Annotated in this window: 10 protein-coding genes and 1 riboswitch; of the genes, 1 reads left to right on the plus strand and 9 read right to left on the minus strand. The window is 73.4% G+C overall.

Annotated features, from left to right (window positions below; genetic code table 11):
* Window positions 1–32: 32 nt before the first annotated feature.
* From ACIQWR_RS30685 to ACIQWR_RS30710, 6 genes are all read right to left on the minus strand, one after another.
* Window positions 33–3971 (minus strand): amino acid adenylation domain-containing protein, encoded by a 3939-nt coding sequence (locus tag ACIQWR_RS30685; RefSeq protein ID WP_404016173.1) that lies wholly within the window; start codon window positions 3969–3971, stop codon window positions 33–35.
* Window positions 3972–4554: 583 nt separating this feature from the next.
* Window positions 4555–5340 (minus strand): BTAD domain-containing putative transcriptional regulator, encoded by a 786-nt coding sequence (locus ACIQWR_RS30690; protein ID WP_404016176.1) that lies wholly within the window; start codon window positions 5338–5340, stop codon window positions 4555–4557.
* Window positions 5341–5826: 486 nt separating this feature from the next.
* The gene (locus ACIQWR_RS30695; RefSeq protein ID WP_404016178.1) at window positions 5827–6477 is read right to left on the minus strand and encodes a thymidine kinase; all 651 of its coding nucleotides are present in this window, start codon (window positions 6475–6477) and stop codon (window positions 5827–5829) included.
* Between the two features lie 254 nt (window positions 6478–6731).
* The gene (locus tag ACIQWR_RS30700; RefSeq protein ID WP_404016181.1) at window positions 6732–7937 is read right to left on the minus strand and encodes an alkaline phosphatase family protein; all 1206 of its coding nucleotides are present in this window, start codon (window positions 7935–7937) and stop codon (window positions 6732–6734) included.
* On the minus strand, window positions 7937–8545 hold the full coding sequence (locus tag ACIQWR_RS30705) for a DUF5998 family protein (protein WP_354381428.1): 609 nt from the start codon (window positions 8543–8545) through the stop codon (window positions 7937–7939). The genes ACIQWR_RS30700 and ACIQWR_RS30705 overlap by 1 nt, the downstream gene beginning before the upstream one ends.
* Before the next feature lie 58 nt (window positions 8546–8603).
* On the minus strand, window positions 8604–11603 hold the full coding sequence (locus tag ACIQWR_RS30710; protein ID WP_404016183.1) for a GNAT family N-acetyltransferase: 3000 nt from the start codon (window positions 11601–11603) through the stop codon (window positions 8604–8606).
* Between the two features lie 267 nt (window positions 11604–11870).
* Between ACIQWR_RS30710 and ACIQWR_RS30715 the strand changes: the two genes are divergently transcribed.
* Complete coding sequence (locus ACIQWR_RS30715) at window positions 11871–12152, plus strand: HPr family phosphocarrier protein (RefSeq protein ID WP_351049747.1); 282 nt, start codon at window positions 11871–11873, stop codon at window positions 12150–12152.
* Window positions 12153–12319: 167 nt separating this feature from the next.
* On the opposite strand, the gene ACIQWR_RS30720 is transcribed toward ACIQWR_RS30715, so the two are convergent.
* The 3 genes from ACIQWR_RS30720 to ACIQWR_RS30730 all read right to left on the minus strand — a co-directional run bounded on the left by ACIQWR_RS30720 (window position 12320) and on the right by ACIQWR_RS30730 (window position 15748).
* A complete protein-coding gene (locus ACIQWR_RS30720; protein WP_404016186.1) occupies window positions 12320–12985 on the minus strand; it encodes a GntR family transcriptional regulator in 666 nt (221 codons plus the stop codon).
* 188 nt (window positions 12986–13173) lie between these two features.
* On the minus strand, window positions 13174–13977 hold the full coding sequence (locus ACIQWR_RS30725) for a M23 family metallopeptidase (RefSeq protein WP_404016188.1): 804 nt from the start codon (window positions 13975–13977) through the stop codon (window positions 13174–13176).
* Window positions 13978–13989: 12 nt separating this feature from the next.
* Window positions 13990–14146: riboswitch (cyclic di-AMP (ydaO/yuaA leader) on the minus strand.
* Window positions 14147–14380: 234 nt separating this feature from the next.
* Window positions 14381–15748, minus strand: a complete 1368-nt coding sequence (locus tag ACIQWR_RS30730) for a M16 family metallopeptidase (protein ID WP_404016419.1) — start codon at window positions 15746–15748, stop codon at window positions 14381–14383.
* Window positions 15749–15757: the final 9 nt, after the last annotated feature.

Consider the following 15757-nt stretch of genomic DNA (forward strand, 5'->3'; position numbering starts at 1 on the left):
GTGTGGGGTGTGGGGGGGGAGGGTCGGGGCCGTCACGCGTCGGCGGAGCGGAGCCGCTCGGCGAGGAGCGGTCCGATCAGTGCCAGGGCGTGGGGGCGCGTCATGCGGTGGTGGGTGGCGGGCACGTCGTGGGATTCGACGGGGCCGTCGATGTGCCCGGTCCAGGCCGCGGCCGTGCCGCGGCCCGGCTCGTACGGGTCGTCGGGGTCGCTCCGCGCGGCCCGGAAGAACAGCAGGCCGCCGCGGAAGCCGCCGGGCCGGAACGCGGCCATCAGGTCGAGGTCGTTGCGGTAGACGGCGAGCAGATCGGCGCGGGCCCGGTCGTCCCCGAGGGGGTCGTCCGCGTCACCGGCCGACTGGACCAGGGAGCGCTCGAACTCCGCTTCGCTGACGGGCGGCATGGCGGCACGGAGCCGGTCGTCCACGGGGTAGGAGTCGAGCATCACAAGCAGGTCGACCGTGGCGCCCGTGCGCTCCAGGAGGGCCGCCATGGCGTGGGCCACCAGCCCCCCGAAGGACCAGCCGAGCAGCCGGTAGGGGCCTCGCGGGCGGACGGCCCTGATCTGGGCGACGTAATCGGCGGCCATCTCCTCGATGGTGGCCGGTAGGCCCGCCGCTCCCCCGGGGCCGCGCGCCCGGAGCGCGTACACGGGCTGGTCGGGACCGAGGTGCGGCAGCAGCCCCGCGTACGGCCAGCCCGTGCCGGCGGCCGGGTGGACGCAGAACAGCGGGGGCCGGGAGCCCTCCGCGCGCAGCGCCAGCAGAGGCCCCGGTGCGGCGCCGGAGGACGGGTCGGCGATGCGTCGGGCGAGGGCGGCCGGGCTCGGGGCCTCGAACAGGGCGTGCACCTCCAGGGGCACGGCGAGGGCGGCCCGGATCCGTGCGACGAGCCGGGCGGCGAGGAGGGAATGGCCGCCGAGGTCGAAGAAGTTCTCGTCGGGGCCGACCGTGGGCAGCTCCAGCACCCGGGCGAAGAGGGCGCACAGGACGCGCTCCCGCTCGGTGGCCGGTTCGCGGGCCGGCGCGGCGGCGGCGAGCCGGGGCTCGGGCAGCGCCCGGCGGTCCAGCTTCCCGTTCGGCGTGAGCGGGAGCTCCGCCAGCTCGACGACGACGGAGGGCACCATGTGGGCCGGCAACCGTTCCCGGACGAACGCGCGGACCGCGGCCGTGTCGCAGCCCGGCGTCGCGGGCACGACGTAGCCGACGAGCCGCTTGTCCCCGGGCCGCACCTCGCGGGCCACCACCTCGGCGTGGACGATGCCCGGGCAGGCGGCGAGGGCCGCCTTGATCTCGCCGGGCTCGATCCGGAAGCCGCGGATCTTGATCTGGTCGTCGGAGCGGCCCTGGTACTCCAACGCACCGTCGGGCAGCCAACGGACCACGTCCCCGGTCCGGTACATCCGGCTCCCCGGCGGCCCGTACGGGTCGGCGACGAACCGACCGGCGGTGAGTCCGGGCCGGTTCAGGTAGCCCCGGGCCACCCCGGCGCCGGCGAGGTACAGCTCTCCGCCCGCGCCCTCCGGGACCAGCCGGAGCCCGGCGTCCAGGACGTACGCCCTGATGTTGGGGATCGGCCGCCCGATGGGGGCGGCGGCCGGCCAGGCGTCGACGTCGGCCGCCATGGTGTGGGCCGTCACCAGATGGGTCTCGCTCGGCCCGTAGTGGTTGTGCAGCCGGCGGCCGGGACGGCCGCGTACGAACGCGCGCACCCGCAGGCTGGGCGTGAGCGCCTCGCCGCCCTGGGCCAGGAGCAGCAGCGACGGGATGGTCAGCCCCCGGTCCAAGGCCGCCTCGCACACGGCCTCCAGGACGAGGTTGGGGGCGAACAGCTCGTTGACCCGCTCCGCGTCGAGCCAGGCGGCGAGCAGCTCGGGGTTGCGCCGGACCTCCTCGGCCGGCACCACCAGGGTCTTGCCGAACAGCAGCGCGGACAGGATCTCCTGCACGGACACGTCGAAGCTGAGCGCGGTGAACTGGGCGATCCTCGTCCCGTCCGCCGAAGGGAAGGCGGCGTCGTGCCAGGACAGCAGGTTGACCATCGCCCGCCCGGGCATCAGCACGCCCTTGGGCCGACCGGTGGTGCCCGAGGTGTAGATCACGTAGACCGGATGGGCCGGGTCGAGGCGGTGGGGCCGCTGTTCGTCGTCGATCTCCGTGTCGGCCAGGCCCGCCAGCTCGCGCAGGGTGGCGCCGTCGTCGAGGAGCAGCCGGGGGGCGTCGGTGTGCGGCAGCCGGCGGGCCGTGTCCTCGGTGCTCAGCACGACGGCGGGGGCGGTGTCCGCCAGCATGAACGACAGGCGCTCGGCAGGGTATTCGGGATCGACGGGCAGGTAGCAGCCGCCCGCCTTGAGGACGGCGAGGACGGCGACGGCGAGCCCGGCCGAGCGCGGCAGTGCGAGGGCGACGATCCGCTCGGGGCCCACGCCCCGGGCGAGCAGCAGCCGGGCGAGCCGGTTGGAGGCGGTGTCCAGCTCCCGGTAGGTCAAGGTGGCCTCCGCCGAGACGACGGCCGGCAGGTGCGGGGTCCTCGCGACCTGGCGGGCGAACATCTCCGGGAGGGTGGCCTCCGGGTACTTGTGCTCGGGGCCGCCCAGTTCGGTGAGCAGCCGGATCCGGTCTCCCTCGGTGAGCAGCTCGACCGAGCCGACCGGCGCGTCCCGGTCCGTGGTGAAGGCCCGCAGGAGGCGCAGGAAGCGGGCGTGGTGCGCGGCCAGCTCGTCGGCCCCGTAGCGCGCCGAGTCGGCGACGAGGTCGATCCGCAGCCCCCGGCCGTCCGCGCGGTCGAAGGCCGTGAACGACAGGTCCTCGACGAGACCCTGCGTCAGGTGGTGGGCGGTGGCGGGCTGTCCGGCGAAGTGCAGGTCGTAGTCGAAGGCCATGATGTTGACCATGGGTCCGGTCCGGTAGCGCCCCGTGTCGGACAGGCCGAGATCGCGTCCCAGGTGCTCGCCCCGGTGCCGCTGGTGCCGGATCATCTCCCGGAATCCACCGGCGACTTCGCGCACGAGCTCGTACGCCGTCTGCTCGGGGCGGACCCGGACGCGCAGGGGCAGGACGTTGGAGTACATGCCCGGCATGGCGCGGGCCGCGGCGTCGGTGCGGGCGGCCATCGGCAGGCTCAGGATGACGTCCTCCCCACCGGAGAGCCGGTGGACCTGGGCGGCCGCGGCGGCTATCACCAGGACGGACCAGTGGGTGCGGGCCGCGCGGGCCGCGGCCTTCAGCTCCTCGGTCCCGGTCGCGGAGAGGCTGCCGGTGTGGCTGATCTGGCGGTGCGCGGCGGGCCCGTCGGGCACCCCGGCGGCGGGCCGGGAGACGGGCCGGGAGACGGGCCGGGAGACGGGCGGAGAGGCGGGTCGGGTGGCGAGGGTGGCTACCTCCGGCGCGTCCGCGAAGCGGGTGGTCCAGTACGCCCGGTCCGCCGCGCCCCGGTCGGAGGCCTGGTAGTCCGCGTCGGCCGCCAGCATGTCCCACACGGCTCCGAAGGGGCTCGCCGGCAGCGGGAGGCCCGCCGTCATGGCGGTGTACAGCTCGGACACCCGCTGGGCGACGAGCGCGCCCGTGTGCCCGTCGGCGACCGCGTGGTGCGCGCTGAGGTACCAGAAGCGGTGCTCCGGCCCCAGGGTGAACAGCGCGTAGGAGAAGAGCGGTCCGCGGGAAAGGTCCATCCGGCGGGCCAGGTCGGCCCGCATCCAGGCCCGCGCGGCGGCCGCGGGGTCCGGCGCGCCGCTGACGTCGAGGACCGGGAACTCCCAGTCGGTGAAGGGGAGCACGCTCTGCCGGGGCTCGCCGTCCTCCTCGACGAAGCGGGCGTGCAGCGGGACGGCCTCCGCGACGGCCCGCCGCATCGCCGCCTCGAAGACCTGGTGGTCGATGGGCCCGTGCAGCTCCAGATACTCCCCGATGCGCTGCTGCGGAGCGCTCGGATCGACCTGTTCGGCCAGCCACATCTCGCGTTGGGCCGTTGACACGGGAAGGTGCACGTCGCCGGATCCGGACCCTGACACTTCTCCCACACTCCTCATATCGCACGCCGGTCGACGGCTCCTCGCCGAATGCGAGGACGGAACAGGAGGAATGAAAGAAGAACGCCGGAGAATACCTCTACCCCGCCCCCACCTGCGAGAAGAAGGTTTGACGTGGCCACTAAATTCTCGCATGCACGCCCCTTGCATTTCACTTCGCTAAAGCGCTGCTTAACGCCGGTGAGATCTCATTCTTGAGGATGAGGAAAATCTCCTCACCGGGCTTTAAATTCGCACTCCATGGACATTCCCGCTCCTGAGGGTCCGGACCCGGACGAGGGTCCGGGTCCGGGGCCGGCAACGACGGCGTGGAGGCGTGGCCCGGGGCGGTCGAGGCGTTCACGGAGGAGGCCCGGCAGCATGCGCGGGTGCCCGCCGTCATCGGGTGCGGCGGGACCGGCGGCGCGGCGAGGACGCGCGAAGTGGGAATGGACGCGCTGGAGTCGGGCGAAGAGGCGCCCAACCCCTGGGGGCTCCGACCCCGCGAGCGATGAGCGTCGCGGGGCCGGAGGGTTCGAGGGGGCGAGGGTCAGCAGGCGAGGTGGGCGAGGGTGTGCTCTTCGAGTTCGACGTCCCGCGCCAGCACGGACCGCTGCAACTGCTGGAGTTTGGGCCCCGGTTCGATGCCGATCTCGTCGATGAGGACGCGCCGGACGCGGTTGTAGATCATCAGGGCCTCGGCCGGGCGACCGCTGCGGTACAGCGCGAGCATCAGGAAGCCGTGGAAGGGCTCCCGCATCGGCTGTTCGTCGATCAGCCCGTAGAGCTCCCCGATCAGCGACTTGTGCCTCCCCAGGAGGAGTTCCGTCTCGGCCCGCTCCTCCAGGGCGGCCGACCGCTTCTCGTCCAGTTGGTGGCCCAGGCTCTGCAGCGCCGCGACCGTGCGCAGGTCCGCCAGGGCGGGGCCGGTCCACAGCCCGAGCGCCTGGGAGAGCAGCGCCGAGGCCTCTTCCAGCCGGCCCGCCGTGCGCGCGGCCGCGGCCCGCAGGCCCAGCGACTCGAACCGGTGCAGGTCAAGGGTGAGCGGGGCGAGTTCCATCATGTAGCCGGGCGGCCGGGTCACCAGCCCGGAGGCGTCGAAGCCCGCACCCGCCAGGTGCTTGCGGAGCCGGGACACGTAGACCTGCAGTGCGGTGGACGCGGTGCGCGGCGGTGCGCCCGACCAGAGGTCGTCGATGAGTTGGGCGGCGGACAGCGGCCTGCCGTCGTTGAGGCATAACAGGGCCAACAGGGCCCGGAGTTTCAACGCCTGTGGTGTGTGCGGAGTCCCGCCGTCGGCCTCCACGGCGAGTGCTCCGAGAACGCGGAAATACACGATCCTTCTCATCCCCCGATGCGAAAAGACCTCGAACCCTCGGAACCGGCGGTCCCGTGAGCCCGGGCCTGCTGTTCTGATGATGCACAAGCTGCGCCGACGACCCCCGGCGCCGGTTGGCGAGTGCACACTCATACGTATGCATCCGCGTCGACGCGCCTGGATCGCCGATGGCGGTCCCACAAGGGCCGGGCCGCCTGGATTCCCCCAGGGCGGTCCGGATCGGTCTGTGCCGGGTCGCCAATTCAGGACACTACCACGCAGTTGAGGGCGGCTCCGGGCCCATCGGAGGCGCTTCTGGCCGCCGGTTCGACCCACCGGAAGCGCGCTTGCGCGAGGCCGCGGGGCAAGGGACGGGCGACACCACGGAACCCTTTACTTTGGTAAAGATTCTCGGCCGGAGGCAAAGACTCCGCCTCGGGTTCCGCCTCGGGTTCCGCCTCGGGCTCCGCTTCGAGCCGCCACGCGCTCCGCCGCGACGGACCGTCAGGCCTGGTTGACCGGGAGGACGTCCGGGGAGAGCGCGCCCGCGTGGGCCGCGGCCGAGGTCATGCGCTTGCGGTGGTGGCGGCGGCAGAGGACCTCGTAACCGATCGCCTCGGCCGGGCGGTTCACGTCCCCGACGACGACCTGGGCCCCCTCGACCACCATCTCACCGGCGACCGTGCGGGCGTTGTGCGTGGCGCGCGCCCCGCACCAGCACAGGGCCTCCACCTGGAGCTGTTCGACGCGGTCCGCCAGCTCGATCAGCCGCTGCGAGCCGGGGAACAGCTTGGTCCGGAAGTCCGTGGTGATGCCGAAGGCGAAGACGTCCATGTCGAGGTCGTCGACGATCCGGGCCAGCTGGTCGATCTGCGCCGGCGCCAGGAACTGGGCCTCGTCCACGATCACGTAGTCCGCCTTGCCGCCCTTGGAGAGCTGGGCGACCACGTAGGCGTACAGGTCCATGCCCTCGGAGGCCTCGACCGCTTCCGTCACCAGCCCGAGGCGGGAGGACAGCTTGCCCTCGCCCGCGCGGTCGTCGCGCGTGAAGATCACGCCCTGGAGCCCCCGGGCCGAACGGTTGTGCCCGATCTGGAGCGCCAGCGTGCTCTTCCCGCAGTCCATGGTTCCGGAGAAAAAAGCCAGCTCGGGCATGCGGAGTACGGGACCTTTCGAGGGCGGGAGGGCTAGGGGGCAAAAGGGGCGGAAGGCGGGAGGCGCAGCAGGACGGCCGGGGCCGGGACCCTAGGGGGTGTCTGACGGATGTCCGCGGCGTCGCGGCGCCCGGCACGCACTCTCGCCGCACCGACCGAAAGACCGAGTACGTCCAGTACGCGGGCTTCCGCTCGGCACGCCGAGAGCACGCACCGGACACCGCTCCTTCCCCACGCACATCCGTCAGACACCCCCTAGGGCGTACGCACTTCGAGCAGCGGGACGAGCTGCTCGGCCGCGGTCATCGAACCGTGCATGCCCGCGAGCGCGGACTCGTTCGGCTCGGTCCGGGACGCGGTGATGGCGACCTGCGCGTGGGCCGCGGCGACGACGTCCCCGATCCGCCCGAGCACCCGCTCGTCGCAGGCTCCGGGAGCGCCGAACCAGCCCAGCTCCAGCGCCTCCTCACGGCTCGCGATCCAGAACCGGTCGCCGAGCACCTCGCGCCACACGGTCAGCACGTCGGCCTGCGCGCCCGGAACGGCGTACACGTGCCGGGCCCGGCCCTCGCCGCCGAGCAGGGCCACGCCCGCGCCCAGCTCCCAGTCCTCGTCGTAGTCGATGCGCGCGTCCTCGTCGAAGGGGATGTCGACCATCCCGTGGTCGGCGGTGACGTAGAGCGCGGAGCGCGGCGGGAGCTGCTCGGCCAGGCGCTGGACGAGCCGGTCGACGTACATCAGCTGGCCGCGCCAGGCGTCGGAGTCGACGCCGAAGCGGTGCCCGGCGCCGTCCAGTTCGCTGTAGTACGTGTAGACGAGCGAGCGGTCGCCGGCGGCCAGGCGCAGGGCCGCGAGGTCCATCCGGTCCTCGCCGGTGATCCGGCCGTGGAAGCTGCCGCCGCTCAGCGCGATCTTGGTGAGCGGGGTGTGCTGGAAGTCCGGGGAGGACACCTGCGAGGTGGCTACCCCGGCGGCGTCGGCCAGCTGGAAGACGGTCGGGTACGGCTGCCAGGTCTTCGGCTGGGTCCAGGGCTTCCAGCGCAGCTGGTTCATCAGCTCGCCGGTCGCCGGGTTGCGCACGGCGTAGCCCGGCAGGCCGTGCGCGGCGGGCGGCAGCCCGGTGCCGACGGAGGCCAGCGAGGTCGCGGTGGTCGCCGGGAAGCCCGCGGTGATCGGCCGGCCGGTGCCACCGCGCGAGCTGCCGAGCAGCGAGGTCAGGAAGGGGGCCTCGGCCGGGTGGGCCTTGATCTGCTCCCAGCCGAGCCCGTCGATCAGGAAGACGCAGTTGCGGTCGGCCGGGGTCAGCTCGGCGATCCCCGCGGTGAGCCCGGGAACGCCCTGGCCGGCCGCCAGGGTCGGCAGCAGATCGGCGAGCGAACCGCTGCCGTACTGCGGAACGGGCGCGCCGGAGAGGTCCAGCAGCTCCGGCTCCTGCCAGTTCTGCTGCGCGGAGTACGTCATCAGCGGGCGGCCTGGGTGGTCGTGGCCGCGGTGGCCTCGCTGAGCGCCTGCGCGAAGGCGAGGGTCTGGCGCACGGCCTCGGGGCCGTCACCCGCCTCGCTGACCCGCAGGCTGAGGTCGTCGGCGGTGGAATTGCCGGTGTAGCCGTGGTCGGAGTCGCAGTTCGGGTCGCCGCAGGCGGCGGGCTCCAGGTCGATCCGGGAGACCGCGCCCCACCCGATGGTCAGGACGACCTCGCGGGGCAGCGTGCCCGGAGTGTAGGACTCCGGGTTGGCGACGACGCGGCTGAGCACCACGGAGGAGATCCCGGCGACCTTGACCGACTCGGTCGAGGTGGTCGCGTACGGGGACGGGGACCCGGCGTCGGCGGCCTGCTCGTCGGTGTGGCTCACGATGAACCGGTTGCCGGTCAGGACGAGGACGGTGACGTGCCGACGGACCTCGTTGGAGTCGAAGGTGGTCTCCTGGTGGACCAGGTACGACGAGATCGGCTCGCCGCCCACGGCGGCCTCCACCGCCTCGGCCACGAGGGCCGGGTAGTAGCCGCTGCGCTCGATCGCCGCGCGCAGCCCCTGGGTCGTCGTACCGGATTTCGCCATGAGGTCCATCCTAAGGCCCGTACGGGGCGCCTCGGCCTGCCCGGGCGGGTCCGCTGGCCGACACCGCCTAGTAACTGGGGAGGGTGCGCGGCCCGAGGTCCGTGCGGGCGGGGGGACGGGCGATGCGGAGGGTGGCGCCGAGGACGGAGAGGCCCTCGGTGGCGACCACGACCGGTTCCAGGGAGACGCCGACCACCTCCGGGTGGTCGTCGACCAGCCGGGACAGCCTCAGCAGCAGTTCTTCGAGCGCCGGGGTGTCCACGGGGTCGCTGCCGCGCCAGCCGAAGAGGAGCGGGGCGGTGCGGATCGACCGGATCAGCTCGGCGGCGTCCCGGTCGGTCGCGGGGACCAGGCGGTGGGCGGTGTCGCCGAGGAGTTCGGAGGCGACCCCGGCCAGCCCGAAGGAGAGGACGGCGCCCGCGCCGGGGTCGACGACGGCCCGGACGACCGTGTCCACCCCGCGCGGCGCCATGGCCTGGACGACCGGCAGCAGCTCGGCGGGGCTGCCGAGGGCCTCGGTCAGCTCGTCGTAGGACCGGCGCAGCTCGGCCTCGGTGGTCAGGTCCAGCCGTACGCCGCCCAGGTCGGCGCGGTGGCGCAGGTGCGGGGCGGTGGTCTTGAGCACGACGGGGTAGCCGAGCGCGCGGGCGGCGGCCGCGGCCGCGTCGGGGGTGGGTGCGGGGAGGGTGGGCCGCACGCGGATCCCGTAGCGGGCGAGCAGCTCCCGGGCCGCGTCGTCGGGGAGGGTCAGCGCGGCGTCGCCCGTGGTCTTGGCGAGGAGGTCGGCCAGCTGGTCGGCCGCGCCGGGCTCGTCGATGTCGTCGAACTCGGGCACGCGGCCGGGGTCGGCGGTGTCCCGGCGCCAGTGCGCGTAGCGGACGGCCTCGGCGAGTGCGCGCACCGCGCGCTCGGCCGCCGGGTACGCGGGCACCCGCCCCCTCCCCTCCGCGGCCGGCCGGCCCCGCTCAAGCGCCGCGGGGGCTGAGGTATTCGCCTCAAACGCCGGCGAGGCTGGAAAAACCCCCGCAGCGCCGAATCCAGCCCCGCCGGCGCTTGAGGCGAGGACCTCAGCCTCCACGGCGCTGATTCCAGCCCCGCCGGCGTTTGAGGCGAAGACCTCAGCCCCGCCGGCGCTTGAGGCGGACGGGGCAGCCCCGCCGGCGCTCGACGCGAGGGGGGCAGCCTCCGCGGCGGTCGAGCGGGCGGCGGACGGGGGCGCCGGCCGCAGGCTCGTGGCCGCGGACAACGCCTCGGCCAACGCCCCCAGCTCCACGTGCACCACGGCCACCGGCTTGCCCGGAACCTCCCGCACCGCCTCCCGGATCGCCACCGCGAGCCCGTCCGTCAGGTCCTGGCGCCCGACGGCCGGGATCGCGGTGACGATCACCGCGTCGTTCGCGTCGGCGGCGAGCGCCGCCACCAGCGCCGCCCGGAAGTCCTCCGGGGTCGCCTCCGTCGTGAGGTCCAGCTGGGGCCACGGGCGCAGCCCTTCGGTCAGGCAGGCGTCGTACGTCAGGACGCCCAACGATTCGGAGTTCCCGAGGATCGCCACCCGCGGCCCGCCCGGCAGCGGCTGCGACCCGAGCAGCAGGCCCACGTCCACCAGCTCGGTCACCGTGTCCACCCGGATCACCCCGGCCTGGCGCAGCAGCGCCGAGACGGTGGCGTCGGGCAGCCGGGTGCCGGGCACCGCGTGGCCCGCCGGGGTGACCCCGCTGTGCCGGCCGCCCTTGGCCACGACCACCGGCTTCACGGCCGCCGTGCGCCGGGCGATGCGGGTGAACTTGCGCGGGTTGCCGAGGGTTTCCAGGTACATCAGGGCGACGTCGGTGGCCGGGTCGTCGTACCAGTACTGGAGGATGTCGTTGCCCGAGACGTCCGCCCGGTTGCCCGCCGAGACGAAGGAGGACAGGCTCTCGCCGCGCCGCAGCAGCCCGGCGAGGAGGGCGATGCCGATGGCTCCGGACTGGGTGAACAGGCCGATCCGGCCGACCTCGGGGGTCGGCGCGGGGGCCAGCGAGGCGTTGAGCCGGACCTCCGGCGCGGTGTTGATCACGCCGAAGGCGTTGGGGCCGACGATCCGCATGCCGTAGGTGCGCGCCTGGCGCACCAGCTCGCGCTGGCGCTCCAGCCCCACGGGCCCGCTCTCGCCGTAACCCGCGGAGAGCACCACCAGTCCCTGCACCCCGTGCTCGCCGCAGTCCGCGACCGCTTCGGGGACCTGTTCGGCGGGGACCGCCAGCACCGCGAGGTCGACGGGCCCGCCGATGGAGCCGAGGGTGCGGTACGCCCGTACGCCGAGCAGGGTGTCGGAGGTCACGGCCCGGTTGATCGCGTAGAGCGGTCCGTCGAAGCCGCTGTCGCGGAGGTTGCGCAGGGCGGCGGCGCCCACGCCGGTACCGGTGCGGCTGGCGCCGACGACGGCGACGGAGCGGGGGGCGAGCAGGCGCTGGACGGAGCGGGCCTCGGCACGCTGTTCGCGGGCGCGCTGGACGGCGAGCGACTCCGCGGTCGGTTCGAGGTCGAGGGTGAGGTGGACCGAGCCGTCCTCGAAGGAGCGTTTCTGCTCGTAGCCGACCTCTTTGAAGACCTTGATCATCTTGACGTTGGCGGGCAGCACCTCGGCGGCGAAGCGGCGGATCCCGCGCTCGCGCGCGACCGCCCCGATGTGTTCGAGGAGGGCCGAGGCGACGCCGCGGCCCTGGTGGGCGTCCTGGACGAGGAAGGCGACCTCGGCCTCGTCGGCGGGCCCGGAGGCGGGGCGGCCGTCGGAGCCGATCCGGTCGAAGCGGACGGTCCCGATGAACTCGCCGCCGATCGTGGCCGCGAGGCCGACCCGGTCCACGTAGTCGTGGTGGGTGAAGCGGTGCACGTCCTTGGCGGACAGGCGGGGGTGGGGGGCGAAGAACCGGTAGTACTTCGACTCGTCCGAGACCTGCTCGTAGAAGCTGACCAGGCGGTCCGCGTCCTCGGTGGTGATGGGCCGGATCCGGGCGGTGCCGCCGTCGCGCAGCACGACGTCCGCTTCCCAGTGGGCCGGGTACGAGGGGTCCGACGCGGTGGTCATGGGGCCACCCTAGGGCCTGTCCCGGACGGACGGGGGGCGGGCGGCGGGCGGGCCGGCGCCGGGGGTGCGCCGAGGGTCGGCCGGGGGGTGCGCCGAGGGCGCATCGGCCGGGCCGGGTGTGCGCGGCGCATTAGGCGGGCCGGGGCAAATCAGTGCAAGCTGGGGAGGGTCGAACGGCAGGCTGATTGGGGTCGAAGGTCGGCCGGAGCATTCGGAGTGCCGTGAGAGACTGGTCTAGACAACCGTAAGAACCTGAAGGGCATCACCATGGCAGAGCGCCGCGTCAACGTCGGCTGGGCCGAGGGCCTGCACGCTCGTCCCGCCTCGATCTTCGTCCGGGCGACGACCGCTTCCGGCGTCCCGGTGACGATCTCCAAGGCCGACGGCAACCCGGTCAACGCCGCGTCCATGCTCGCGGTTCTGGGCCTGGGCGCCCAGGGCGGCGAGGAGATCATCCTCGCGTCCGACGCCGAGGGTGCGGACGCCGCGCTCGACCGCCTGGCGAAGCTGGTCGCCGAGGGTCTCGAGGAGCTCCCCGAGACCGTCTGACCCCCGGGTCCGACCCCACGCACCACACACGGCGGAGCCGTGGCCCCCGCATTCCGGGAGCCACGGCTCCGCTGCTTTTCCGCAGGGTGCGGAATTCTCCGTACCGGAAATAGCGGGCGGTAATCGACCGCAGGAATATCCTCACCGCCCTTCCTATACGGGAATTGTTAAAGCCGGCCGCTCGCCGTGTTTACGGCAGGTTGCGAAGTCCTCACGCGCAGCCGGTGCGCCCCCGCCGCCCGACCGGCGTGCGCCGCGGTGAGCGCACGCGCCCGCTCCGCGTCGCCGCGCGCCACCGCGTCCACGATCGCACCGTGCTCCGCCCAGGAGTCCACGGGCCGCGCCGCGACGTCCACGGCGTACATCCAAGTGATCTTGTGCCGCATCTGGGTCAGCAGCGCGATCAGCCCGGGGCTGTCGGAGGCCTGGGTGAGCGTCTCGTGGAACCACCCCCCGAGCGCCCGCAGATCCTCCCCCTGCCCCCTCCTGGCCCGTTCCTGGCCCAGCCTGACCAGCCCGCGCAGCACCTTGAGGTGCGCCTCGCTGCGCCGCCGGGCGGCCCGGGCCGCCGCGAGGGGCTCCAGCAGCGTCCGGACCTCCAGGAGGTCGGCCGCCTCCTGCGCGGTCGGCTCGGCCACGCAGGCGCCCGCGTGCCGGCGCGTGGTGACGAAGCCCTCGGACTCCAGGGTGCGCAGGGCCTCGCGGACAGGGACGCGGGAGACTCCGTAGCGGCGGGCGAGCAGCTCCTCGGTGAGCCGTGCGCCCGGGCCGAAGACCCCGGAGACGATGTCGTCGCGGATCGCCGTACATACCGCGTGCGCGGGAATTCGCAAGACCGGACCTCCACCGAATGCCGTTTCCGCAGATTCCATTTCGCGACTCTATTGCAACACGCGATATTTTCCGAGGACGGGCGGAAATGAGCGGCCGGTGGACGATCCCCGTCGCGCGCGCCGCCGCACGACACGAAGGCCCCGGCTCGGGGAGCCGGGGCCTTCGGGGAGCTGCTGTGCGGGCGGGGTCAGATCGCGACGCCGCGGGCCCGCAGGTAGGTCAGCGGGTTGATGTCCGAGCCGTAGGACGGGCCGGTGCGGGCCTCGAAGTGCAGGTGCGCGCCGCTGACGTTGCCGGTGTCGCCCGACAGGCCGATCTGCTGCCCGGCGGTGACCTGCTCGCCGGCCGAGACGCTCAGGCTGGAGAGGTGCGCGTACTGGGTGTACGTACCGTCGTTGTGCTTGATGACGATGTTGTTGCCGTACGCGCCGCCGTTGCCGGCCTCGACGATGACGCCCGCACCCACGGCGCGGACGACGTTGCCGACGCCCGCGTGGAAGTCGATGCCGGTGTGGCTGCCGGAGGACCACATGCTGCCGCCCGCACCGTACTGGGTGCTGACGTACGAGCCCTCGATCGGCATCACGAAGGTGTTGAGGCGCTTGCGCTCCTCTTCACGGTCCGCGCGCTCCTTGGCCTCGCGCTCGGCCTTCGCCTTCGCCTCGGCCAGGCGGCGGGCCTCGGAGGCCTTCGTCTTGGCCTCGGCCTCGGCCTGCGCCTTGAGGGCGGCGGTGTCGGCGGCGTTGCGCTGGGCGTCGGCCTGCGCCTCGATGTCGCCGGCGAGGTCGTCGGCGACGACGACGGCCTTCATGCCGGAGTCCTGGGGAATGCTGCTGCTGTGGTTGTCCGCGGCGAAGGCCGGGGCAGCGAGGGAGGCCGCGACGCCGGTGGCGGCGAGGGCGGCTATACCGGCGACGCCTGCGGTCTTCCGGCTCAGACGGCTGGAACCACGGTGCTTGCCGGAGGAGGCACGACTGCTGCCGAACGCCATGAAGGGGTTGATCCTTTCCTTCCCTCTCGCCTACCGGGTTAGCTGACGGGTTCGGAGCAGGAAGGTCTCCTACGGGCCCCCTCTTACGAGGTGGTCCGATTCACCCCAGGGACTGTGGGTCCCCGGCTCCCCAGGCTCGCGCCTGACGGGGACTCGGCGATCGCTGTCCGGTGCCGCGAGTGCGGCTGTGACAACTGACGGACAGCACGGCCGACGCTAGGCGGATCATCAGGCAATCACCAAACACACGAGCCCCATTGTTACCTACGTCACGCGACATAGAAGCAACCTCTCCACCAAACGGACAAAAGGGGTTCCGGTGGACGAGCCACCGAAACCCCTTGCGGGACGCCGTCAGTTCACGTCCCGTTCGTCCCCTTCGGCCTGTTAGGCCCCTGCGAACTCAGTTGGCGACGACGCTCACGTCGCCGATGCCGAGCGCGCGCACCGGTGCCTCGATCTGGGCGGCGTCACCGACCAGCACCGTGACGAGCCGGTCCACCGGGAAGGCGTTGACGACGGCCGAGGTGGCCTCCACCGTGCCCGTCTCGGCCAGCCGCGCGTACAACTGCGCCTGGTAGTCGTCCGGCAGCTCCTGCTCGACCTGGTCGGCCAGGGTGCCGGCGACGGACGCGGCCGTCTCGAACTTGAGCGGCGCCACGCCCACCAGGTTCTGCACCGCCACGTCGCGCTCGGCGTCGGTCAGTCCGCCCTCGGCGAGGGTGCGCAGCACCTTCCAGAGGTCGTCCAGCGCGGGACCCGTGTTCGGGGTGTCCACCGAACCGCTGATGGCGAGCATCGACGCGCCGGTGCCGTCCGCGGTCGACCGCAGCACCTGCCCGAAGGCGCGCACGCCGTAGGTGTAGCCCTTCTCCTCGCGCAGGACCTTGTCCAGACGGGAGGTCAGGGTGCCGCCCAGGCAGTACGTGCCCAACACCTGGGCCGCCCAGACCCGGTCGTGCCGGTCCCCGCCGATCCGCCCGATCAGCAGCTGCGTCTGGACCGCGCCCGGCCGGTCCACGATGACCACGCGGCCGGTGTCGTCCGCGGTGATCGCGGGCACCGGGAGCGGCTCGGCGGCGGTGCCCGTCCAGGTGCCCAGGGTGTCCGCCAGGACGGCGTCGAGGTCGATGCCGGTCAGGTCGCCGACCACCACCGCGGTGGCCGTCGCCGGGCGCACGTGGGCCTCGTAGAAGGCGCGCACGGCCGCCGCGTCGATCCGGGCCACCGTCTCCTCGGTGCCCTGGCGCGGGCGGGACATCCGCAGCGTGGCCGGGAACAGCTCATGGGAGAGCTGCTTGGCGGCCCGGCGCTGCGGGTTGGCCAGCTCGTGCGGGATCTCGTCGAGCCGGTTGCGCACCAGGCGGTCGACCTCGCTGTCCGCGAAGGCGGGGGCGCGCAGCGCCTCGGCGAGCAGCGACAGGGCCTTGGCCAGCCGGGAGGCCGGGACCTCCAGGGAGACCCGGATGCCGGGGTGGTCGGCGTGCGCGTCGAGGGTGGCGCCGCAGCGCTCCAGCTCGGCCGCGAACTCCTCGGCGGAGTGCTTGTCGGTGCCCTCGGAGAACGCGCGGGCCATCAGGGTGGCCACGCCGTCCAGGCCGGCCGGTTCGGCGTCCAGCGGGGCCGCGAGGTTGATCTCGACGGCCACCACCTGCTGGCCGGGGCGGTGGCACCGCAGCACGGTCAGGCCGGTGGCCAGCGCGCCGCGCTCGGGGGCCGGGAAGGCCCACGGCTGTGCCTCGCCGGGCTGCGGCTGGGGGTGGAAGGTCATCGTGACGGC

Origin of the sequence: Streptomyces sp. NPDC098789, from assembly GCF_044759975.1 — a bacterium.
In the GTDB taxonomy this organism is placed as follows: Bacteria; Actinomycetota; Actinomycetes; order Streptomycetales; family Streptomycetaceae; genus Streptomyces.

Coding starts and splice junctions, on each gene's coding strand:
- ACIQWR_RS30695 (WP_404016178.1), bottom strand. CDS start 6,477: ATGCCCGAGCTGGCTTTTTTCTCCGGAACCATGGACTGCGGGAAGAGC.
- ACIQWR_RS30700 (WP_404016181.1), bottom strand. CDS start 7,937: ATGACGTACTCCGCGCAGCAGAACTGGCAGGAGCCGGAGCTGCTGGAC.
- ACIQWR_RS30705 (WP_354381428.1), bottom strand. CDS start 8,545: ATGGACCTCATGGCGAAATCCGGTACGACGACCCAGGGGCTGCGCGCG.
- ACIQWR_RS30710 (WP_404016183.1), bottom strand. CDS start 11,603: ATGACCACCGCGTCGGACCCCTCGTACCCGGCCCACTGGGAAGCGGAC.
- ACIQWR_RS30715 (WP_351049747.1), top strand. CDS start 11,871: ATGGCAGAGCGCCGCGTCAACGTCGGCTGGGCCGAGGGCCTGCACGCT.
- ACIQWR_RS30725 (WP_404016188.1), bottom strand. CDS start 13,977: ATGGCGTTCGGCAGCAGTCGTGCCTCCTCCGGCAAGCACCGTGGTTCC.
- ACIQWR_RS30730 (WP_404016419.1), bottom strand. CDS start 15,748: ATGACCTTCCACCCCCAGCCGCAGCCCGGCGAGGCACAGCCGTGGGCC.